24 protein-coding genes are annotated in these 22,596 nt (G+C 58.7%); 22 read left to right on the top strand and 2 right to left on the bottom strand.

The window, feature by feature from the left end:
* Positions 1-410: 410 nt before the first annotated feature.
* On the bottom strand, positions 411-758 hold the full coding sequence (locus M2401_RS05605; protein WP_259100578.1) for a hypothetical protein: 348 nt from the start codon (positions 756-758) through the stop codon (positions 411-413).
* Between the two features lie 81 nt (positions 759-839).
* Here M2401_RS05605 and M2401_RS05600 point away from each other — a divergent pair, with 81 nt between their 5' ends.
* Positions 840-1,190, top strand: a complete 351-nt coding sequence (locus tag M2401_RS05600; protein ID WP_259100576.1) for a phage holin family protein — start codon at positions 840-842, stop codon at positions 1,188-1,190.
* Positions 1,191-1,230: 40 nt separating this feature from the next.
* Here the strand turns inward: M2401_RS05600 and M2401_RS05595 are convergent, their stop codons facing one another.
* Positions 1,231-1,974 (bottom strand): hypothetical protein, encoded by a 744-nt coding sequence (locus M2401_RS05595; RefSeq protein WP_259100575.1) that lies wholly within the window; start codon positions 1,972-1,974, stop codon positions 1,231-1,233.
* Positions 1,975-2,009: 35 nt separating this feature from the next.
* Between M2401_RS05595 and M2401_RS05590 the strand changes: the two genes are divergently transcribed.
* From M2401_RS05590 to M2401_RS05490, 21 genes are all read left to right on the top strand, one after another.
* Positions 2,010-2,327, top strand: a complete 318-nt coding sequence (locus M2401_RS05590; protein WP_259100574.1) for an HNH endonuclease — start codon at positions 2,010-2,012, stop codon at positions 2,325-2,327.
* 182 nt (positions 2,328-2,509) lie between these two features.
* Positions 2,510-3,037, top strand: coding sequence for a P27 family phage terminase small subunit (locus M2401_RS05585; RefSeq protein ID WP_259100573.1), 528 nt, complete (start codon positions 2,510-2,512; stop codon positions 3,035-3,037).
* The gene (locus M2401_RS05580) at positions 3,000-4,832 is read left to right on the top strand and encodes a terminase large subunit (protein WP_259100572.1); all 1,833 of its coding nucleotides are present in this window, start codon (positions 3,000-3,002) and stop codon (positions 4,830-4,832) included. Before M2401_RS05585 ends, M2401_RS05580 begins: the two co-directional genes overlap by 38 nt.
* A gap of 187 nt (positions 4,833-5,019) precedes the next feature.
* Entirely contained in the window at positions 5,020-6,291 is a 1,272-nt protein-coding gene (locus tag M2401_RS05575; protein WP_259100832.1) for a phage portal protein, read from the top strand.
* On the top strand, positions 6,288-7,259 hold the full coding sequence (locus tag M2401_RS05570) for a S49 family peptidase (protein WP_259100571.1): 972 nt from the start codon (positions 6,288-6,290) through the stop codon (positions 7,257-7,259). Before M2401_RS05575 ends, M2401_RS05570 begins: the two co-directional genes overlap by 4 nt.
* A 62-nt stretch (positions 7,260-7,321) precedes the next feature.
* Positions 7,322-8,641, top strand: a complete 1,320-nt coding sequence (locus M2401_RS05565; protein ID WP_259100570.1) for a phage major capsid protein — start codon at positions 7,322-7,324, stop codon at positions 8,639-8,641.
* A 54-nt stretch (positions 8,642-8,695) separates the two neighbouring features.
* A complete protein-coding gene (locus tag M2401_RS05560; protein ID WP_259100568.1) occupies positions 8,696-8,923 on the top strand; it encodes a hypothetical protein in 228 nt (75 codons plus the stop codon).
* Between the two features lie 2 nt (positions 8,924-8,925).
* Positions 8,926-9,477 carry a hypothetical protein gene (locus M2401_RS05555; protein WP_259100566.1) on the top strand — a complete coding sequence of 184 codons (552 nt, stop codon included), beginning with the start codon at positions 8,926-8,928 and terminating at the stop codon, positions 9,475-9,477.
* A 1-nt stretch (position 9,478) separates the two neighbouring features.
* Positions 9,479-9,799, top strand: coding sequence for a phage head closure protein (locus M2401_RS05550; protein WP_259100564.1), 321 nt, complete (start codon positions 9,479-9,481; stop codon positions 9,797-9,799).
* Positions 9,792-10,262 carry an HK97-gp10 family putative phage morphogenesis protein gene (locus M2401_RS05545; protein WP_259100562.1) on the top strand — a complete coding sequence of 157 codons (471 nt, stop codon included), beginning with the start codon at positions 9,792-9,794 and terminating at the stop codon, positions 10,260-10,262. Before M2401_RS05550 ends, M2401_RS05545 begins: the two co-directional genes overlap by 8 nt.
* Positions 10,263-10,267: 5 nt before the next feature.
* Positions 10,268-10,615, top strand: coding sequence for a DUF3168 domain-containing protein (locus M2401_RS05540; RefSeq protein ID WP_259100560.1), 348 nt, complete (start codon positions 10,268-10,270; stop codon positions 10,613-10,615).
* A gap of 8 nt (positions 10,616-10,623) precedes the next feature.
* Positions 10,624-11,130, top strand: coding sequence for a phage tail tube protein (locus tag M2401_RS05535; RefSeq protein WP_259100558.1), 507 nt, complete (start codon positions 10,624-10,626; stop codon positions 11,128-11,130).
* On the top strand, positions 11,108-11,572 hold the full coding sequence (locus M2401_RS05530; RefSeq protein ID WP_259100557.1) for a phage tail assembly chaperone: 465 nt from the start codon (positions 11,108-11,110) through the stop codon (positions 11,570-11,572). The genes M2401_RS05535 and M2401_RS05530 overlap by 23 nt, the downstream gene beginning before the upstream one ends.
* A gap of 23 nt (positions 11,573-11,595) precedes the next feature.
* On the top strand, positions 11,596-11,895 hold the full coding sequence (locus M2401_RS05525; protein WP_259100556.1) for a hypothetical protein: 300 nt from the start codon (positions 11,596-11,598) through the stop codon (positions 11,893-11,895).
* A gap of 219 nt (positions 11,896-12,114) precedes the next feature.
* Positions 12,115-13,563 (top strand): hypothetical protein, encoded by a 1,449-nt coding sequence (locus M2401_RS05520; RefSeq protein WP_259100555.1) that lies wholly within the window; start codon positions 12,115-12,117, stop codon positions 13,561-13,563.
* Positions 13,564-13,623: 60 nt separating this feature from the next.
* Positions 13,624-16,896, top strand: a complete 3,273-nt coding sequence (locus M2401_RS05515; protein ID WP_259100554.1) for a tape measure protein — start codon at positions 13,624-13,626, stop codon at positions 16,894-16,896.
* A complete protein-coding gene (locus M2401_RS05510) occupies positions 16,896-17,246 on the top strand; it encodes a phage tail protein (protein WP_259100553.1) in 351 nt (116 codons plus the stop codon). The genes M2401_RS05515 and M2401_RS05510 overlap by 1 nt, the downstream gene beginning before the upstream one ends.
* Complete coding sequence (locus M2401_RS05505; RefSeq protein ID WP_259100552.1) at positions 17,243-17,926, top strand: phage minor tail protein L; 684 nt, start codon at positions 17,243-17,245, stop codon at positions 17,924-17,926. Before M2401_RS05510 ends, M2401_RS05505 begins: the two co-directional genes overlap by 4 nt.
* A 2-nt stretch (positions 17,927-17,928) precedes the next feature.
* On the top strand, positions 17,929-18,687 hold the full coding sequence (locus M2401_RS05500; RefSeq protein ID WP_259100551.1) for a C40 family peptidase: 759 nt from the start codon (positions 17,929-17,931) through the stop codon (positions 18,685-18,687).
* Positions 18,687-19,277 carry a tail assembly protein gene (locus M2401_RS05495; protein ID WP_259100550.1) on the top strand — a complete coding sequence of 197 codons (591 nt, stop codon included), beginning with the start codon at positions 18,687-18,689 and terminating at the stop codon, positions 19,275-19,277. Before M2401_RS05500 ends, M2401_RS05495 begins: the two co-directional genes overlap by 1 nt.
* A gap of 9 nt (positions 19,278-19,286) precedes the next feature.
* Positions 19,287-22,595 carry a host specificity protein J gene (locus tag M2401_RS05490; RefSeq protein WP_259100548.1) on the top strand — a complete coding sequence of 1,103 codons (3,309 nt, stop codon included), beginning with the start codon at positions 19,287-19,289 and terminating at the stop codon, positions 22,593-22,595.
* Position 22,596: the final 1 nt, after the last annotated feature.

Genomic DNA, 22,596 nt, shown 5'->3' with positions numbered 1-22,596 from the left:
CAGCTACAAGCCGCGCAATACGTACGTGTCCCACCGTCCCAGCCAAAAACCTCGCGCACATATGCGTGTGTCACATGCCCGTACACACGCGCGCACCGCGCTAGCGTGTATTTATATATCTCTACATGTGGAGAACTTATTAATAGATAGGACAGTGGGGCAGAGCCTTGTACTCAGGGGCTCTGCACTGACCCATCGACTTGCAGTGAGTATGGGTCAGTAGGACAGCGCCTTTGGCGCTATTGCCGAAGGGGTGTATTCACCGACATTGCCTAGGCGTAACACACCTATTCATGGGTGGCGTCAAAACAGGCTTGATGCCAGGAAAATCCACCTGTAAAAAGTACCCATCTTCGATAGGTGCGACAGCGAAAAGCGCAAAAACAGACCGGCCCAATGGGCCGGTTTTTTTATGGCTCGTTCGCGGGCTGCTGGTTTTCTGAGACTGCTTTGGCTTTTTGGTTTTGGCCATACCAATACGCTGCCAGACCAATGCCACAACCGGCATAAGCGATGGCGTTCCAAATGTTCAGGAGCAGCCAAAGCACATCGTGCCGTGTTAGCGGCGCGTCACTGATTCCAAATCCAATGACGTTCGTGATTGACGCCAATCCCACGGCTATTGCTGATAGGACCGCTGTCCCACGGTACAAAAGCGTTTTTGCTTCAGCCCGTTGGGCATGTGTGAGCCTCACATAAGTGAAAACCACCGACCCTATCGCCGCCACAATTTGAAATCCGCTAGCCAGAGTAATCATCACAGCTCCTTGATCGAAAGGAACTGATGATATTCGACCGATATGCCCGCGAACAGATGGGCCTGAGTGCAGGAGCAAGCAATGACTGATGAGCAACAAGCCCTGGTTGAAATGCCAATCTGGACAGTAATTATCCTTGCCCTGGTGGGCGGAGTGTCTGGAGAGATGTGGAGGGCTGACAAAGACGGTATACGCGGTTGGCCACTCATCAGGCGCCTGGCCCTTCGATCGGGCGCCTGTGTTGTCTGCGGATTGACCAGCATGATGTTATTGGTCGCTGCGGGGGCGTCGATGTTGATGGCGGGCGCGTTAGGGTGTTTGACTGCAATGGCAGGGGCGGACGTTGCCATCGGGCTGTATGAACGGTGGGCGGCTAGGCGGTTGGGATTGAACCGGAGAGCGGCTCGTAGGGGGCCTCCCGGAGCGGGTTGACCGGCTTGAAGAGCATTCAAGCCGTGTCAGCATATGGCGATTAGCCCAGATAATGGCCTTTAGAACTCAGCATTTTTTTCTCCCTTTCCTGCCGAGCAGTCATCTCCTCACTCGATTCGGGGAGGTAGAACTTATCATCAGTGTCAGGCGTGAGAGACATGGCGAACATTGCCAACAAGAATAAGTTGAATGTTCCAAAGGTACCCCTGATCAGAGCCGTAATCCAAAAACCCTTCAAGCTGTACAGCAGCGTCTGTGCGGTCTGGGTAAGTGATTGCAGATCGTCGTTGCCGAGGACTAGCATATTGATAACGAACATCAATACCAGGCCGAATCCGATATTCATGTTGGTCCTATGATCGTTCTTCGTCTCCTCCTGCTTGTCGAGCTGATCAATGATTAGCTTGTCCCTATCGATCAGCGCCTTATGGCGAACAATAGTAGCGTCACGCAGATTGTGATTTATGTCCTCTTTCGTAGGTGAGAATTGCTGACGAATCATCGAGACGATAAACAATGATACGTGACGTAGGACTGGGAAAAATAATGCCATGAGAAACGCAAATATCCCGAGGAACACCAGCGCGGCCGCTGCATTGACCTCGGGGCTGTCAAGGCTCCCGAAGGATTGCAGCAAGTTCTTTTGATAGAAAATCACCAGGCATGAATCGAGCGCCAATATAAATGAGCTCAGCAACATGAAATGCCGAAACTCAACTGCTTTGTCGACGAAGGTAGTGCTGGTGGTGATGACTTTGGCAATCGCGGAGTTGGGATCAGACATGGGCATCTCGATAGTGGCGAGGTTGAGGGATGTTCGTGGCTGTAGGTAATAAGTCGCACAATCAGGGCTCCCCCTACAACTACCGCTGGCAAAAAGCCCGCGAAGGCTGGCTCCGCAAGCACCCACTCTGTGCTCGCTGCCACCAAGGCGGGATCGTGGAAGCGGCCTGCATCGTCGACCACATCATCCCCCATCGCGGAGACATGGAGCTGTTCTGGGATCGCCGCAACTGGCAGTCGCTCTGTGGCCCCTGCCACAACTCCTACAAGCAGCGCCTGGAGAAGTCCGGGCGCGAGGCGGGGTGCGATCTGGGCGGTCGGCCGGTGGATCCTTGGCACCACTGGAATCGATGAGGGGTCGCACCAAAATGGTGCTGTCGAGACGCCCCCGAAGCTGCAGGGCAGGGGGGTATTCAAAGTTTTTCGCAAATTTCGTCTAGACCGATGTCCCCCCTAGGCTCGCAAAATGCGGGAAAAATGAGGGGGCGGGGGTATCGAGGATGGGGTTTGTGCTGTTCAAAATTCAAGGAGGATTCATGTCCGGCAATGCCAATTCCGGTCGCCCTGGCTTGCCTGCCACGCTGCATTTGCTCAACGGCAACCGGAGCAAGAAAAACGTCGATGCTTTGCTCGACGAACTGAAAACACCTGCGATTCCGGCCGAAGCGCCACCGATGCCTGACTGCCTCACACCCGAGGCCATCGTCGAGTGGCAGCGCCTGGTGCCGGATCTGATCCTGCTGGGTCTGATTTCCAAACTCGACATGATGGCGCTGGCCAGTTACTGCGAAGCCGCTGCGGACTGGATCCGCTTTCGGCGCAAGATCGCCGAGGCCAATGCCGCCCAGGATGACAAGGGCGACGTGCAGACCTTCGCCACCGGCGCGAAACAGATCTCGGTCTTGCGCCAATTGGCCAACGACGCGGAAAAACGCGCGAACGCCGCTGGCGCGCTGTTCGGATTCTCGCCGTTGACCCGGCGCAACTTGAAAGTCACGGCGCCGCCGCAAGGTGAGCTGTTCCCCCATGAGCCACGAGACGCCGCCGCCAAGTACTTCAGTTGAGCCGGACCGGGCCACGGATTTCGCCAAAGCGGTCAACAAGAAGCAGATTGTCGCCGGTCCTGATGTACGCAATGCCGCCCGACGCCACTTGCGTGACCTCAAACTTGGCCCGGAGCGCGGGCTGGTGTGGGATCCCGCTGCTGCCCGGTTCGCCATTGGCTTTTTCGAAGATGTGCTGTGCCTGAACGGCGGCGAGTTTGAAGGCATGCCGTTTGTGTTGGCACCCTGGCAGGCGTTTATCGTCGGTAGCCTGTTCGGCTGGAAGCGCGCCAATGGTTACCGGCGCTTCCGTACCGCATTTATCGAGACTGCCAAAGGCTCTGGCAAAAGCCCGCTCGCCGCTGGCATTGGCCTGCTTGGGCTGGTCGCCGATAACGAGGCTCGCGCCGAGGTATATGCCGCTGCGACCAAGCGCGATCAGGCGATGATCTTGTTCCGCGATGCGGTGGCGATGGTCAAGCAATCGCCGTCGTTGACCAGTCGCGTCGTGATGTCGGGCCGGGATGAAAAGGTCTGGAACCTGTTCTATCCCAGCACAAACTCGTTTTTCAAATCCATCAGCGCGGACGACGGCCAGTCCGGCCCGCGACCCCACGTGGCGCTGCTGGACGAGATCCACGAGCACCGCAATGCAAACGTCGTGAACATGGTGCGCGCCGGTACCAAAAGCCGCCGTCAGGCGCTGATCGTGATGATCACCAACAGTGGTTCGGACAAAAACAGTGTTTGCTGGGACCACCACGAGCTGGGCTCGCGGATTTGTAAGGGAGAGGTGGAGAACGATGCGTTTTTCGCCTTCATCTGCAGCCTGGACAAGCGCGACGACCCGTTCAAGGACGAAAGCTGCTGGGCCAAGGTCAACCCGAGCCTGGACTTCATTCTCGAAGGCCAGACCGATGGGATTCCTGGGCGGCAGTACCTGCGCGAGCAGGTCGATGACGCACGCGGAATGCCGAGCAAGGAATCGGTGGTACGTCGCTTGAATTTCTGCGAGTGGACCCAAGCGACCTCGCCGTGGATCTCCTGGGAGATCTGGAGCCAGGCCAGCCAGCGCGTGCCCATGTCGATGCTGCGCAACCGCGCCTGCGTCGGTGGCCTCGATCTGGCCAGCACCACTGACCTGACGGCCTTCGTGCTGCTGTTTTATCCGACGTATGAGGATCCGCACTGGCGACTGCTGCCGTACTTCTGGATCCCCGACCACGAGCTGGAAGAGCGCGAGCGGCGTGACAAGGTGCCGTACTCGGTATGGATCAAGACCCGCGATCTGGAGACAACGCCGGGCCGGGCGATCAGCAAGCTCCATGTACTACGCCGTTTGCAGACCATCTGCGGCTACTTCGATGTGCGCAAGATTGCCTACGACAGCTGGCGAATCGAGGATTTGGTGCAGTTGATGAGTGAACACGACATCACGTTGCCCACCATGGTCGGCTTTCGTCAGGGCACCAAGTCCATGGGGCCTGCGGTGGATGAGTTCGAGCGGCGGTTATTGGGCATGGAAAGCCCGCCTGCCGAGGTCGTCGATACCGGATCAGAGGGCGGCCAATTGGTCGGAGATGTACCGCAGCAGACCATCGAAACCCTGCGCCATGACGGCAACCCGGTCATGACCTGGTGCGCCAGTAATGCGGTGACGACCAGCGACGCCGCCAATAATCGCAAGGCCGACAAGTCCAAAGCCACTGGCCGGATCGACGGCATTGTCGCGGCCATCATGGCCACCGGCATCAGCGGTTCGGTATCAGCGGGCGGCAACAGCAAATCCATTTACGAAGAAGGGGTCGGGATATGACGTTAATCGCTTTCGCGGCATGGCTGGTTGGCGCCTTGGGCTTCGGCCTGTTGATTGGTGGAGTCGCCCTGATACATGTGCCAACGGCTTGCATCACTGCCGGTATCTGTCTTTTAGGCTGGGCATTTCTGGCGGATCGTGCGTCCGCCCGGCTGCAGCACAGACCCAAGCCAGGAGGTGGGTGAGTATGTTTTTTAGCAAACTCCTGAGTGCGGACGAAGGTCTGGTTTCGGATGGCAAGACCGGCTTCTGGCAAAGCCTGATCGGTTCCGGCCGGGCTGCAGCGGGCGTCATGGTTACGCCCGATAGCGCGTTGGCCCTGACGGTCTTTCAGAACTGCGTGACGCTGCTGGCCGAGAGTGTCGCCCAGTTGCCACTGGAGATGTACCGGCGGCTGGGGGAGGGCAAGCGCGAGCAGGCGATTCACCATCCGCTGTACGACGTGCTGCGCTATCAGCCTAATCCGTGGCAGACACCCTACGAGTACCGCGAGCATTCCCAGCTGGCGGCGGGAATGCGCGGCAATGCGTTCAGCTTTATCGAACGCACCGACAGTGGCGCCGTGAAAGGGCTTTACCCGCTGCACAATGACAAGGTGCAGGTGCTCAAGGGTGCAGACATGCTGCCCTGTTACCGCATCGGCGGGCACGATCCATTGCCCATGCGCTTGATTCACCATGTGCGCTGGCACACCAAGAATCACTACACCGGTTTGTCGCCGATCGAGCTGCATGCCGACGCGGTGGGTCTGGCCCAGGCGGTGCGGCAATACGCGGGCAAGTCTTTTGCCAACGGTACGGCCGTCAGCGGTGTGATCGAACGGCCCAAGGAGGCGCCGCCGATCAAGGATAGGGCGAGCATTGATCGCATCCTGGATCAGTGGGGCGAGAAATTCGCCGGGATCGATAACGCCAAGAAAGTCGCGATGCTGCAGGAGGGCATGACCTTCAAGCCCGTGTCCATGAACAACGTGGACGCCGAGCTGCTGGGCATCCTCAAGGCCACCGGCATCGACATCGCGCGGATCTACAAGATCCCGCCGCACATGGTCAACGACTTGGAGAAGGCCAGCTACAACAGCCTGGAACAGTTGCTGATCCAGTACGTGATCTTTGCGCTGATGCCATGGGTGAAGCGACACGAGCAGGCCATGATGCGCGACTTTCTGCTGCCCGCCGAGCGTAAGGAATACTTCATCGAATTCAACCTCTCGGGCTTGCTGCGCGGCGATCAGAAGAGCCGCTATGACGCCTATGCCGTCGGGCGGCAATGGGGCTGGCTGTCGATCAACGACATTCGTCGCCTGGAGAACATGCCGCCTGTGGCCAGCGGCGACAGCTACCTGCAGCCCTTGAACATGACTGACGTGACCAAAGTCATTCCGGACCCCAACAACCCAGACGTGCGCGCTCAGCTGGAGCAGCAGCGTGACGATATCCTGAGGATGCTTGCCGCATGAAACACCATCTACGGGCTGCCAGCCTGCTGTTCAACCAGCCGCTGCTGACCACGCCGGACATGCTCGATCTGGCCGTGCGTTGGGCCAATCAGACCATGAGCCTGAACATCATCAATCTGCACACCAATGGCTTCAGCGGCGCGCAGATGATGTTCGACGACGATGACCGCGAAAGCCTGGCAGGCCGCCGGGAAGAGCAGCGTCGCGCGGCCATTGCGAAATCGGGTACCGATGTAATCCCGGTCAGCGGCGTGTTGGTCAGTCGCGGCAGCCACTTGGCGGCGTGTGAAACCATGACCAGCTATGAGGATCTGCGTCGCGCCCTGAACAGGGCGGTAGCTGATCCCATGGTCGAACATATCGTTCTCGATATCGACAGCCCCGGCGGCAGCGCCGTGGGGGCATTCGAGCTGGCCGCCGATATCCGCGCCGCGACTCGGATCAAGCCGATTACCGGCCTGGTGAATTTCATGGCGTATTCCGGCGGCTACCTGATCGCGGCGGCATGCACCGAGGTGGTAGTCAGCCAGACATCGGGCATCGGTTCTATCGGCGTGATCGGCAGCCATATGGACCGCTCGAAAATGGCCGAAGGTATGGGCGTCAAGGTCACCACAGTATTCGCCGGGGCGCACAAGAACGATCTCAGCCCCCACGAACCTATCAACGAGCAATCGCTGCAGGTGCTCACAGAGATCGTGCAGGAGAGCTACCAGATGTTTACCACCCAGGTAGCCGATTACCGCAACCGTGACGTGGTGGAAATCATCGCCACCGAAGCGGCCTGTTATCGCGGTGCCAAAGCTATCGAGATCGGCTTGGCAGACCGTCTGGAGGCGCCGCAGCAGGCCGTGGACAACATAGCCCGGGCCGTGAGCCTCAACCGGCAGCAGCGCCACGGCAACGAGCAAAGCCGACAACGTATCCGCGTACAGGCTTCGGCCTTCGCCATTCAATCCCGACTCTGACCGCGTTCGCGGCAGTACATCTCGACCGCCAATTGGCGGTTTTTTTTCGCCCAGGAGGCAGCATGTCCCTAGTGACCCAATTGCGTAGCGAACGCGCGAAACTCAACGAGCAGATCCAGGCGCTGGCCCGTATCGAAGGCGAGGGCGGTGCGCTCAATGCCGAGCAGCTGAAACAGTTCGAACAGCTCGGCGTCGATTTCAACGTGCTGACCGATAAGCTCAGCCGCGCCGAGGTGGCCGAACGCATCGCCACTGAGAGCGCTGTGCCGGTGGACGAAAGCGCTCAGGGCATTGCCAGCCCGCCGAATGGCAGCCGTATCAGCGGCCCGTTTACTGACAAGCCGATTCCCGGCGCGAACATGGCACGCATGGCGCGAGTGCTGGCGGCTTCCCGTGGCGATCAGCACGCGGCTGCCAAGCTGGCTCATGACTCGGGTTACGACCCGGCCATCGCCATGGCGCTCAGCACCGTGACACCAGGGGCAGGCGGTGTGCTGGTGCCCCAGAGTTTTTCCAGCGAGGTTATCGAATTGCTGCGACCCAAGTCGGTGGTGCGCAAGCTGGGTGCGGTGTCCCTGCCGTTGCTCAACGGCAATCTCACCGTGCCCCGGATCAAGGGCGGTGCGGTGGTGGGCTATATCGGCACCGATGAAGATATGCCGGTGACCGATGTCCAGTTCGACGACCTGAAGCTGTCGGCCAAGAAACTGGCGGCACTGGTGCCCATCAGCAACGACCTGCTCAGTTATTCCGGCACCAACCCTAACGTGGATCGGCTGGTGGTCAATGATCTGACCGCTTCGGTGGCCCTGGCCGAGGATCTGTCGTTCATTCGCGGCGCCGGTACCGGCAACCTGCCCAAGGGCCTGCGTTTCTGGGCGCCGGATTTCAACGTAATTATCTGCCCTCCCGACAAGGAGCTGCACATCGTTGAAATGGCTCTGTCGTCGATCATTCTTCGCCTGGAAGAGGCCAACTCCGGTATCCAGATGCCCGGCTTCATCATGGCGCCGCGTACCAAACGCTGGCTAGCTGCTCTGCGTGACGGCAACGGCAACAAGGCATATCCGGAGCTGGATCTGAATCTGCTCAAAGGCTTTCCGGTGGCGACCACTACTCAGGTGCCGATCAACCTGGGCAACGATGGTGATGCCTCGGAAATCTACTTCGCTGATTTTGCCGACTGCTTTATCGGTGAGGACGACGCCATGGTCATCGATTTCAGCAAGGAGGCGACTTACAAGGACGCCAACGGCAATGTCGTCAGCGCCTTCCAGCGCGACCAGACCCTGGTGCGGGTGATCGCCAAGCATGACTTCGGCCCACGCCACGTTGAATCCATCGCCGTACTGACCGACGTGGTCTGGGGCAAAGGCCTGTAAGCCAACGCATGGCCCGGCCTGCCGGGCTTCTCTGCCACTTCACCGAGAACAATCATGAGCAAGACCATTGTTACCTTCGCCAAAAACTGGCGTGGCTACGCGGCGGGCGAAACCGCCGGTTTTAGCGATGCCACCGCTACCGCATTGATCGATGCTGCTTATGCCGAGGAGACAGGCAAGAAAGGCAAACGACCGCCAAGACCAGCAACGAAGCCGCTGGAGAGCAAGCCAGACTTGCCCTTGGTAAAAGTCGATACAGCTGACGATGACGAGAAACCCTGACCATGGCGCGCAGGATTGCGTATACCGGTGATCCGGTGCTCACCCTGGAGGAGGTCGCGCGGCAATGTCGGCTGGACGTCGAGGATCTGCAAGCGGAACTGATCGAGACCGTGATCATTCCCGGGGTCACTCAGCAGGGTGAGGTTCTGTCGGGCGCGGCGATCCGTACCGCTGAATATGAAGAGCGCTGGCCGCCGTCTCGTTGCTCCGGCCATGCGTTGGACATGGGGCAGGCCAACGAGATTATCGACATCTCGCATATTGCTGACGATGGGACTCCGCAGTCTTTGGAGGTCGTGACTCGCCTTCAGGAGGAGGGGCGTGAAACGCGTTTGTACTTTCCAGCCGGGCGTCCGGTCGGAGAATTGCTGATCCGCTATCGCGCGGGGACGGATCTTGAACGCTACCCCGGCGTGCGCTGTTGGCTGTTGATGCATGCGGCCACCGCGCACGAGTTTCGGGAAACGTTGATCTCAGGCCCAAACCTGTCGGCATTGCCTGATTCATTTCTCGATTCGTTGCTGGCCGATATCACCGTGCCGCCGAGGTTCTGATATGCGTGCAGGCAAGTTGAATCAGCGTTGCGCCCTGTATCGCGCCGAGCGCGCCAACGATGCCCTGAACGGCGAACAAACCCGCTGGGTAGAGGTGCGCAAGTTCTGGGGTGAGATCAGGGCTGTCAGCGGACGTACGTGGCTGTCGGCCTCTCAGGAGCAATCGGAAATCACTGTCGAGATCTACTCGCGGCCTCTGGCTGTCCTCGCTGGCATGCGGGTGACTTACGGCTCAGATACTTTCGAGGTGGTAGCGCCGTTGCTCAGTCGGTCCTTGAATCAACTGCAGATGATGTGCAAGACGGTGAAAGCCCATGGCTGAGATTTCCATTCAACTGCTCGGCCTGGACGATCTCAAGGCTGACTTCGAACGGCTGGCCAAGGCGACTGGTGACAAGATTGTTCGAGATGCAGTCATGGCTGGTGCGCGACTGGCCCGGGACAAAGTCCGGCAGGCGGCGCCGGTGCGGACTCGCAAGCTGCAGAAGAACATCACGGTCACCCGTGCCCGGCAGAGCGAAACCCCCGGCGGCGCTACGGCCGGCATTCGGGTCAAAAAGCCCAGCGGCAAGACAACGCGGCCGCTCAAGCGTAAAAGCCGCCCGGGCAAACGACTGAAAACCGAATATGCCGCTCCCTTCTACTGGAAGTTTCTCGAACTGGGCACCTCGAATATGCGCGCGCATCCGTTCATTCGCCCCACCTGGGACGGCAGCTTGTCTCAGATCGAGCAGCGTGTCCGCGAGAAGCTGGTCCAGGGCATCGACAGCGCCATTATCGGATAACTCTCATGATCGAAATTGCAATTGCTGCACGCCTCGGGGCGCTGGCGGGCGGTCGCGTGTACCCGGAAATAGCCCCAGAGGGTGCCGGTACCCCGCGCATCACCTGGCTGGGCGCCGGTACCGTCACTGGCTGGGTGCTGTCTGGTTGGGACGGCTCCGAGCAGGCCACGCTGCAGGTGGACTGCTGGGCCGATACCAAGCTCCAGGCCATCGAGCTTGGCGGGCAGGTGTTTGAAGCCATGGCCGAACCCGGCCCCGGCTTTACCGTAGGCCATGCCCAGCGGCTTGCGGATGACTACGAATCAGACACCCGGCTGCACCGGGTGAGCTGGGAATTCACGCTACAACCATAGGAGGCTCTATGCCAAAGCAAACGGCAACCCAGGCCAAGTTCGTCAAGACGCAGGGCACGCAGCTCGGCGTCTCCAAGGCCACAACCCTCGATCCCACTGACGCCACTATCGAATGGGCCGACCTGTCGGTGACCATCAAGCAGCCGCAGTTTCAGGGCGGTCAGTCCGACGAAATTGAGGTCACCACCCTGGCTAGCGAAGCCAAGGAATTTACGGTCGGTCTGGCGGACAACGGTACCTTCACCATGAGCGGCAACTGGAAGGCCGACGATGAGGCGCAGACCGTGTTGCGGGCTGCTCGGGACGATGGTGATCCGCGTGCCTTCAAATCGGAATTCGTCGATGGTAGCAAATCCACTTTCCTCGGTTTGGTCACCCAGTTCACTTGGGACGCCGCGCCCAACGGTACGGTAAATGGCACTTTCAACGTTCGCATCACCGGTTCAGTTACGTTTACGGTACCAATTATTCCACCGGTAGGAGGGGGCAGCCATGAGCAGAGCAAAGGTCGCTGAATCGAGTTTGCGCACTCTGGCCCTGGACCCGCTGCGCAACTTCAAGCACGAAGTAGTAACGGTCCCGGAATGGCTCGACGCCAAGGTCACCGTCCGCGCGCTAAGTGCTGGTGACTGGCTTGAGTACCGGCGCCGTGCCGTTGAGCTGGTAGAACAGGCGCGTATTGATGCCGGGCTCAGCCCGCAACATGCGACAGGCGATAACGAAGAGACGACTGAGCCCGCAGTAGAGTTTTCATCGTCCACGCTTTACGCCTTTGTCCTGGCCCGGACGCTGTTCGATGAAAAGCGCCTCCGTGTGTTTGAGGACGACGACGTACCGGAGATCGCCGAAGCCTTCAGCCCCGTTCATGACCGGCTGGTGGGCAAAGCCTTTGAGCTGAGCGGCGTCGAGATCGGCGCCGAGTCCTCCGATCCGGTGGACATAGCGGGAAACGTCTGACGGAGGAGCCAGAGCTGGCATTTATGCTGACCCTGGCCCTCCGCCTGGGCATGACTCTGCAGGACCTTCGCGAGCACATGAGCGCCGAGGAGTTGCTGCTATGGATGGCCTACAACCGCGATTCGCCATTGAGTGATGCGCGGGGCGATATCCAGGCTTCGATCATTGCGGCATCGGCGTTTCAGGCTCAGGGGGCGAAGATCACGGCGCTGGATTTGTTACCGAAGTGGCGGTCAGAGTCCGATGAACATGAAATTGAAGAGCATGAGGCAAGTGAGGGGGAGGCTTTGTTCAAGGCTTTCTTGATTGGCTCAGCGCAATAATAACTCTGTTAATCAACGACTTGTTTTTGTGATGTCAAACTATTGGCTTTACTAAAATATTTCCCTCTCTGTCGGGTGGACGAATTCTGAAACGTCACCCATGCTCCTTTTGTCCTGAACAAAACCAATGCACCAAACCGTCTTGGCTTTCGCTAGTCGGTGCCGGTGCATATCGAGTTTTGAAGGGAGTGCAACTTACTATGAAAAGGGGAGATGTCTATGAAGTATTTGATGCTGGTGCTTGCAGCGTTCTTGTGTGGTTGTGTTGGTAACTCACCCTTTCGGATGGATGAGTCTTCAGGTTGCGAACATTCAAGTGGTTGCGGGAAACCGTATGAAATAAATGATGGTTATGATATTGCCTTTTTTGAGTTTTCCGAGAGAGGTCATGATTTTAATCCGACGCAGACAAGCGCCCTGTTGAAAAGGATCAAGGCGGCGTCGGATAAGGAGGATATAGCCTTAGTTGTATTCGTTCATGGATGGAGACATAATGCATCTTCAGAAGATGAAAATGTCAAGAGCTTTAATAAAGCCCTTGCCCGTATAGTCAAGTCAGATGCTGCTAAAGGCAAAAAGCTTATTGGTGTGTACGTAGGTTGGAGAGGGATGAGTTTTCATGGGCTTGAACTGGAAGGTTTGACCTTCTGGGATCGAAAAGCCACTGCCGAACAGGTAGGAAGAGGGGGGGTTAACGAGCTCTTTCTGAATCTTGAGCATATTGCGGCTGCAAAGCCAAAGAACTTCATGTTAACTATTGGGCACAGCTTTGGTGCCGCAATAACCCTCACAGCGTTGCATGATACATTGCTAAGTAAAATGATGGCGATAGAACGGGGGGAACAAACCAAGTCATTCGGTGATGGTGTGGTTTTGCTTAATCCTGCAATTGAGGCCAATCAGGCGTTACTGTTGAAAGAGCACAGTATGAAGATTGGCGCTATGGGAAAGACAGTACCCTCGGTAATGTACGTCGTTAGCTCCAGAGCTGACTGGCCTACTAACTTTGCTTTCCCCATTGGGCAGAAGATGGGGATAGATGTGAGGACGAGTCAGGTGGATATACATCGGCGTTACCAAGGTCGTGATTATGTTATTTCGGAGAAAGATCTGGATTCGCAGACAGTTGGTAATTATGGGATGTTTACTACCAGCGTTATGAGTGACGCAGATCTGGAAAAGGTCGAGCTAAAATCACTTCAGGCAGTTGAGGTTATACGGCCTCATACAGTTATGGCGGCTATGGCCGCTATGGCGGTTGAACCTGCTAACAATTCCGCCATGATTGCTAATGAGGTCAATAAGTTCTCAAATAGCTATTACACGCTAAAAAAAGGCAGCCTTGCTGATTGGAAGCTAGAGGATAGGTGCTCTAGTGATAATGATAAGTTTGGAGTCGATTCATTTCCGTGTTCGCTAACTGATCCGATTGATTTTATTTCAGTGCCTGAATCATTTATCAGTGGTCATAACGATATTTTCGGTGATAGCGTGGTTTCACTTCTTTCTACTATTGTTATGAAGTCCTTGGTGGAGAAAAATCAAGATGCTCAGGTAGTAGAATATTGTGCCAAAAACGGTATTTTTTCATTCGAGCAATGTTTCTCCTATTACTACGATGTAAATAGAGTTTTAACTGTTGCGGAAGAGTACGCAGCTGCGAATTGAAACCCTCTAACGTTTTCCCAACCCGCCTCCGGCGGGTTTTTTTCGTCCGGAGAAAACCAAATGTCAGGCAACACCCTGCGTTCTCTGATCGTCAGCGTCTCGGCGGAAACGGGTGCATACCAACGAGAGATGGCCCGCGCCGCGAGAACCGGGCAGAGCTATCTGCGCACCATTGGCGATGGCAACCGGCAAGCCGCTGCAGGTTGGCGATCCCAGCAGGCGGCGATCAATGCGCAGAATGCTGCGATGGGCTCGCTGACCAGCACCGTTGGCAGTTATGCCAGTGCCATGCTCGGTGCGCTGGCGGTCAGCAATCTTTTGTCCCAGGCCGACAGTTGGAATCAGGTCAACTCGCGCTTGAAACTGGCCTCGCTAAGCACCGATGACTTTACCCGCAGCCAGCAAGTGCTGTTCGCCATCAGCCAGAAGACCGGCACTGCATTCAGCGATAACGCCAAGCTGTTCAGCCTGTCGGCGGGCTCCATGCGCGACTACGGTTATTCCTCGCAAACCGTCCTGCAGGTAACTGAGGCCTTAGCGCTCGGCCTGCAGATCTCCGGTGCGAACGCGGCGGCGGCATCCTCCGTCATCACCCAGTTCTCCCAGGCACTCGCCCAGGGCGTGCTGCGCGGTAACGACTTTGTCGCGGTCAACGCCAACGGCGACCGCGTTATGCGCGCTTTGGCAGCCGGGATGGGCGTTGCGCGAAAAGACCTCAAGGCAATGGCCAATGAAGGCCTGCTGACCATTGAAAAGATCGTTCCAGCCCTGGTCGGCCAGCTTGGCGTCCTGCAGCAGGAATATGCGGCGATGCCCAGTTCCATCAGCGGCTCCATGACTGGCCTGTCGAACGCATTTCAGCGGTGGGTTGGGGATGTAGATGGCGCGACCGGCACCACTCAAGGTCTGTCCAAGGCCATAGGCGTCGTCTCGGAGAACATCGATACCCTGGCCCAGGTGGCGGCAGTCGCGGGCATCGCGATACTGGCCCGCAAGGCTACCGGCGTTACCTCGGCGCTGATCGCCCAGGCGGCGGCTACTCGCGCGGCTCAGTCTGCAGAGATGGGTCGTGCCCGTGCCCAGCTCGATGTCACAGCGATCCTCGTCCGTAAAACCGCAGCCGAAGTGATCGATGCTCGCGCTCAGGTCGCAGCGGCCATTGGCACGCAGCAGCACGCGGCTGCACTGAGTCGGCTGCGCCTAGCCCGGCTCGCCGATCTGCAGGCGACTCAAGCCCACACGGCGGCCCAGGTCGCCAACGCCCGGGCCAGCTCACTCATGGGTAACGCGACACGGGGCCTGCTGGGTCTGGTGGGTGGGCCGTTGGGGTTGGGCTTTATGGTCGCGGCCACGGCGGCCAGCTTTCTGTTGTTTCGTGATGGCGCGGACAAGGCCGCGCAGGCGTCGGTCGACCTGCAGAAGCCGATACAGGAACTACGCAGTGAATGGGAGGCTCTTGGCGCCGCCCAGCAACGGCCGATCCTCGCCAAGCTGGCGCAGGAACAAGAGCAGGCCAAGAGGGCGGCCGCTTCAATTCTGGCGGATATGCGCGCCATCGCTCAGGGGCCAAGTGGCGACTACCTCGGCGGGAGTAACTTTTCTGCGAATCAGTATCAGCGTGCCGCAGCCGCCGGGAATTTCGGGCGGGGGATCAAGGGCGGTATCGATATTGACTCTGCCACTCAGAACCTGATCAACGCTATCGGCACCACGGAAGAACTACAAGGCAAGCTGGAAGGGCTCGCGGCTCAGTACCACACAACGGTCCAGCGGATCCATGCGGCGCGGGAACAGACGTCTTTGCTGACCAGCATTATGGGGTCTGCCCAGACCGCCGCTGAGGGGTTGGGCTCTGGGCTGGGGACTATTCGCGGTCCTGATGCCTCAATGGTCAAGTCCTGGGAGAAGCGCATTGAAGCGCTCAATGAACGGACTGCAAAACTCAAGGATCCGTCCGAGCTGGGCGAGATCAATCGCCAGGCTGAACGTGACAACCTCGGGCAAAGTGCCAAGGGCCAGCAATTACTGGAGCAAGCCCAGGCCGCCGCAAAACTAGCAGATGCCAGCACAGCAGCGCAAAAAGCCCAGGAAGAGCTGGCCCGCAAAGCCAAGGAAGCGGCGGCCGCAGTTGAGCGCGAAGCCCGGCAGCTGCAGGACAATTACAGCCGTACCCTGCGCAGCCTGAACGAACAGGTCGAGATGCATGGTCGCAAAACAGAATTGGCCAAGGTCGAATTCGAGACCCGTGAAGGCCAGCTAAAGCAGCTTGATCAGGCGAAGAAAACCGAGCTTGAGCGGGCTGCGATTGCCCTCGACCAGTTGAATACTCAGAAGTCCTATAAGGACCTGATGTCCGACCTGCAAAAGCAGGAGGACAGCCTGCTGGTCTCGACCCGCAAGCGCTATGAGGAACTGGCCAGGCTACAGAGCCAGGGCGGCTTATCAGCGGATCAGTATCGAGCCGGTGCCGATGCCATTTCCAAAGCCTCGATCGCTGAGGCTCCCAAGTTTGGAGGTCTTGATCCGTCGGTGGGGGGACCGATCGGCGAGATGATCAAGGCGGCCGAGGCCGAGGCCGAACTGAAAGCCTGGAATGAAAAGCAGCTGGCCATGCAGGCCGAACTGCATGCGCAAAAGCTCAGCAGCGAGCAGGAGTATCTGGATCGGGTGGCGGAGATCCACGAGATCAATCAGCAGAAACTGTCTGATATCCAGGGCAGCTACAAAGTGGCGATGTTCAGCACATTCAGTGAGCTGGCGGGCAATGCGGCGGAAATGGTGGGCAAGATCGCAGGTGAGCAATCAGGTGCCTACAAGGTGCTGTTTATGGCGCAGAAAGCCTTTGCAGTCGCCTCCATCATCATGAACGCGCAGATCGCGGCAGCCAAGGCCCCGGCTGAACTGACGGTTCTCGGCGGCATTCCAGTCGGCGCAGCGATTCTTGCAGCGGGTTACGCCAACGCAGGCATGGTCGCCGGTATGACCTTGGCGGGTATGGCCCACGACGGCATCGACAGCATTCCCAAGGAAGGCACCTGGCTGCTGCAGAAGGGTGAGCGTGTGGTTGATGGGCGCACCAACCGCGACCTCAAGCAGTTTCTCAGCAAGACCCCTGAAGCGGCCAATCAAGGCGAGACTGCGCCACAGATCCACATCACGATCAATGGCGATGGCTCCGACGGCACGGTCGATTCGACCCAGGGCTACGAAGCCATGGGACACGCGCTGTTGGCGACGGTGAGGGCCGAGATGCCGAAGATCGCGCGCGGGGTAATCATCAGCGAAAAGGGCCAGAACGGATTGCTTGATCCCAATAACAGGAGGGCCGGTTGATGGTCGAAGTCTTCATCTGGTCGCCGCGCGTGAGTTCCAGCGGCGACACCCAGGCCAACTTGCTCACTTCGCAGTTCGCCAATGGTTACAGCCAGCGATTGTCAGTGGGCATCAACAATCTCGCCGCAACCTGGTCGGTGTCGTTCACCGGTACCGAGACGTACCTGCAGCCGATTCAGGATTTCTTTGTCCGGCATAAGAGCGCTAATCATTTTTTGTGGACGCCACCGATGGCCAGGCAGGGGGCATTTATCACCACGGGTGGTTGGCAGCTGCAGCCCCATGGGGGTAGGAAATTCACCCTGACCACCACCTTTCAGCAAGTCTTTAACCCGCAGGCCGAACCATGATTACTGCCGATGACCAGAAGCTTGAGCCGGGCGCACTGATCCAGTTGATCGAGCTGGACGGCGAGTCGCGTGGCATGGGCATGTTGCGCTACCACGCTCACCAGCAGGCCGAGCCGATTTTCTGGAAGGGCGAGCGCTATGAGCCGCGCCCATTCGAAACCGCAGGCTTTGGGCGTGGTATGGAGGGCAACACCTCGATGCCGACGCTGAAAATCAGCAACCTGGACGGCCTGATAACGGCTTTGTGTTTACAGTTCCAGCACCTATGCGGCATCCGCCTGATCGTGCATCAGACTTATGCCAAATACCTGGACGCCGTCAATTTTCCCGGCGGCAATCCGGATGCGAGCACCCAGGAGCGGCTGGACATTTCCTATATCAACCAGCCCACCAGTATCAGCCGGACAGAAGTGGTTTTCGCCTTGGCGCCGCCCACAGCAGTGAAAGGCCAAAAGCTCCCCGGCGGCCAGATCATGAACCGCTGCGAGTGGTGTCTGTGGGGCGAGTATCGCGGCCCGGACTGTAACTACACCGGTAGCCTGATGTTCGATGCTGATGGTAACCCCGTGGACAACCCGGCGCTGGATCGTTGCGGCGGGCGTATCAGTGATTGCGAGAAACGCCACGGCAAAGGCAACCCGCTGCCTTTTGGTGGCGCGCCGGGAGCATCAATGATTTGAGATTGAACATGAATAACACGTTGCTGAAACAGATCCAGCGCCATGCTGCCGAGCAGTATCCCAAGGAATGCTGTGGCGTGATCATCGAAGAGAACGGCACGCAACAGTACGTCCCCTGCCACAACGATGCCACGACTCCCAGTGAGCATTTCATCATCAACCCCCATGACAAGGCTGCAGCTGAGGATCGCGGTGAGATACTGACCATTGTCCATAGCCATCCCGACGTTTTACCGCAACCGAGCATGGCCGATCGGGTCAGTTGTGAGTTGCACGAGCTGCCCTGGTGCATCGTCAGCTGGCCTTCCGGGGAGTACTTTGAGTTCGCTCCGAGCGGTTATCAGGCGCCGTTGATCGGCCGCGAATTCGCCCACGGCCTGCTCGATTGCTATGCCTTGTGCCGGGACTTCTACTGGCGTGAATGGGGGCTGGAGCTGCCGAACTTCCCCCGTCGTGACGGCTGGTGGAAAACCGGCGAGAGCTTGTATGAGCGCTACTACCAGCAGGCTGGATTCTATCCCGTCACTGAGCCGCAGTACGGCGACATGCTGGTAATGCAGATCGATGCCCAGGCTCCAAATCATGCAGGGGTCTTCCTGGGCGATGTAGGCCTCAACACCGAGCCGGGTCTACACCCGGTCAAGTACAGCTTCATTCACCATCGCTACAACAAAAAATCCAGCCGCGACGTATATGGCGGGATGTGGGCCGACTGCACGCGGCTGATGCTTCGGCATAAGTCTGTTTCGGAGGTGCGCTGATGGCCGCGTATGTCAGCGACTTTCCGCCTGTGGTCGAGGTTCGGCTATACGGAGTTTTGGGCACGCGCTTTGGTCGGGTTCATCGGCTAGCGGTTCGCTCCGGGGCTGAAGCGGTGCATGCCTTGTGCGTGATGGTGCCTGGCTTTCGACGCTTTCTGCGCCTGTCTGAAGAGCGCGGCCTGGTTTTCGCGGTATTTCGTGGCAAGCGCAATCTTCCGGAGGAGGAATTGAGCATGCGCTGTGACAGCAACGAGCCGATTCGTATCGCGCCGATTGTTGTGGGCAGCAAGTCTGGCGGGCTGTTCGCGGCCATAGCCGGAGTCGTCCTGATGGTCGTCGGGGCCTACACCGGTCAGTTCCAGTTGATGGCCGCTGGTGCAGGCCTGCTATTGGGGGGTGTGGCAACAATGATGTCGCCGTCGCCGGGCAGCCTGCTGAACAAGGAAGAGGAGGGCAATAAGCCTTCGTATGCGTTTGGCGGCGCGGTCACGACCACGGCTCAAGGCCGCTGCAAGCCGCTGCTCTACGGCGAGCGCGACATCGGTGGCGCCATCGGTTCGGCCGGGATCTACGCCGAAGACCAGCAATAAGGACTAACCATGAACAACGCATCCAGTGCGCACGTCGACGGACGTCAGCGCAACCGTTCGGCTGCGCCGGTTTCAGGCGCCAAGGGTGGTGAGCAGAAGCCTCATCAACCCTATAAGGCTCCGGACAGTGCGCTATCCATCGCCACGGCCAAGCTTCTGTACTTTCTGAGCGAAGGCCCCATAGCTGGCCCTGTGGATGGGCTTCGCTCGGTCATGCTCGACGGCACGCCGCTCATTTCACCGGATGGCAGTGAAAATTTCCCGGGCAGCCGCTGGGATTTCCGGCCAGGCACTGTCGATCAGGATCACATGGCCGGATTCCCGGCTGTGGAAAATGAGATCACCCAGGGCTTTCCGGTGGAACTGAAGTCGGATAGTCCCTGGACCCGTGGCATCAATGATCCGCAGTTATCAGCGGTACGTATCCGCTTGTCCTGGCCGCAGATCTGGCAGGTGCTTCCAAACGGGGATCAGATTGGCTACCAGATCGATTACGCCATTGATCTGTCGGTGGATGGCGGCAGCTACCTGCCGTACCTCAGTGCGACGCTCAACGACAAGGGCACCAGCGAATATGAGCGCAGCCATCGTATCGAGTTGCCAGCAGGGTTCAGCAGTGCCCTTGTGCGGGTGCGCCGCCTGACCCCAAATCGCAACGACAGCAACATTGCCGACATGATGCGAATCAAAGGGCTGACCGAAGTCATCGATGCCAAGCTGCGCTATCCCAATCTGGCGGTCGGAGCCATACAGTTTGATGCCTCGCAGTTCCAGAACATTCCCAAGTTCAGCCTGCGCGCCCGGGGGCGGATCATCCGCGTACCGAGTAACTATGATCCCGAAAGCCGCACCTATGTGGGCAACTGGGATGGCACCTTCAAACTGGCTTATTCGAACAACCCTGCCTGGGTCTGGTACGACCTGGTTTTGCACCGCCGGTATGGCCTGGGGCGGCGGATCACTGCCGATATGGTGGACCGCTGGACCCTTTACGAGATCGGTCGCAACTGCGATGTGATGGTGCCTGACGGTAAGGGCGGCACTGAGCCGCGGATGACCACCAATGTCTATATCCAGGATCAGATTGAGGGCTATGCGCTGCTGTCGGACCTGGCCAGCGTGTTCCATGGCAGCAGCTGTTGGAATGGCTCGATGGTCACCATGGTGGCCGACTTTCCCGGCAGCGATGACGGCTATGTGTTCACCCGTTCCAACGTTATCGGTGAGTTCGAGTACAGCGCCGCAGCCTGGCCGGACCGGCACACCCGCGCCAAGGTGTCGTGGGACAACCCGGCCAATGACTACAAGACCGAGCAGGCTGCCGTCACCAATGATGAGCTGATCAGCATCCTCGGCCATCGCCAGCTGGACGTTTCTGCCTTCGGCTGCACCTCGGAAGGCCAGGCCATGCGCCATGGCGTCTGGGCGCTGAAATCCGAGCAGTACGAGAGCTGGTCGGTGTCGTTCACCACCGGCATGGAAGGCCGCAACATCGAGCCGGGACATATCATCTGCGTGGCCGATGAGCTGTTCTCGGGGCGAACCAACGGCGGGCGGATTGTCGCCGCCACCACGCGGGTCATCACTCTGGACATGGATGCACCGGTCCAGCCCGAAGATCGCTTGATTATCAACCTGCCCAGCGGCAAGCCGGAGGGACGCATTGTCAGATCGGTGGACGGGCGGAAGGTCACCGTCATGGCGGCTTATTCCGAAGAGCCGCAGGCCGAATGCAGCTGGTCGGTAGAGAGCGCGGATCTGGCGGTCATGCGTTACCGGGTGCAGACCATCGAGCCGCAAGGCCTGCACCAGTACAAGATCACGGCGGTGCAGCATGAATCGCAAAAATACGACGCCATCGACAATGGCGCACGGATCGATCCGCAGCCGATCAGCATCATCCCGCCTGGCGTGATGCCGGTACCGACCAATATTGAAATAACCTCGCGCGACGTGATTTCCCAGGGTATCGCCATCACCACCATGCGCATCAGCTGGAATGCGGTAGAGGGTGCCGTGGCCTACAACGTCGAGTGGCGCAAGGACAGCGGCAACTGGATCCGTCTCCCACGTACCGGCAGCCTCGGCGCCGAAGTCGAGAATATTTATGCCGGGCGCTACCTGGCCCGGGTCAGTGCGATCAACGTCATGGACGTGGCTTCCGTCTGGGGCAACAGCCTTGAAGTCCTACTGGGAGGCAAAACCACGCCGCCGCCCGTGGTCTCGTTTCTGCGAGCCAGCAGCAAGGTATACGGCATCAATCTGGAGTGGGCATTCCCGCCGGGCGCGGAGGATACCCAGCGTACCGAGATCTGGCAGAGCGCAACCCCAAGCCTTGAGGATGCCAGGAAGCTTGCCGACTTTGCTTATCCCCAAGCGCGGCATTCGATTGAGGGACTGATGGCTGGGGCACGCTTTTTCTTCTGGGCGCGTTTGGTAGATCGGACCGGCAATATCGGTGGTTGGTATCCCGATGGAAACGGGGTCGATGGGCAATCCAGTACAGAGCAATCGGACTACGAAGAATACTTCGCAGGCCAAATCGGCGAATCCGCCCTCGGCCAGCATCTCACCGACCGTATCGATCTGATCGATGGCCCGGCCGATCTGCCCGGTTCGGTCAACGGCCGCCTGCAGGTGGTGTCCGGCGAAGTGGAGGCGATCTCCGAGCGGGTGGAGGGCGTGTTTGCTCAACTCGACCCGCCGCTGGCCGGTGATGAAGACGGCAATGCCGGTGACAGCCGGGCCTTTGTCGGCGTCTGGTCCGAGCAGTCGGCGCGGATCGAGGACGGGATCGCCATGGGCAAGCGGGTGGACACGGTGCAGGTGTCGGTGGATGAAACCAGCGCAGTGGTTCAGGAGGTCAGTCAGGCGGTGGTCGACCTGGAGGGCAAGGCCTCGGCCATGTGGTCGGTGAAGTTGCAGCTCAATCAGGACGGCCAATATGTGGCGGCCGGCATCGGCCTGAGCATCGAGAACACCGACGCCGGTTTGCAGAGCCAGTTCCTGGTCAGCGCCGATCGCTTCGCCGTGGTCAACAGCATGGACGGCGGTGCGATCACAGCGCCTTTCGTGGTGCAGAACGGTCAGACCTTTATCCGCCAGGCCCTGATTGGCACCGGCTGGATCACCAACGCCATGATCGGCGAATACATCCAGTCCAATGACTATCAGCCCGGATACCGGGGCTGGCGGCTCGACAAGGCCGGGGTCATGGAGCTTAACGGCAGCAGCGGCAACGGCCGCATGCGCATCACCAACACCTCCGTCCAGCTGTTCCATCCCAACGGCGTGCTGGGCATCAACCTGAGTTTGTAGC

The sequence above is a fragment of the Pseudomonas sp. JUb42 genome (genome assembly GCF_024807945.1).
In the GTDB taxonomy this organism is placed as follows: Bacteria; Pseudomonadota; Gammaproteobacteria; order Pseudomonadales; family Pseudomonadaceae; genus Aquipseudomonas.
Note: the sequence above shows the minus strand (reverse complement) of the source record. Positions and strands in the feature narration are given on the sequence as shown.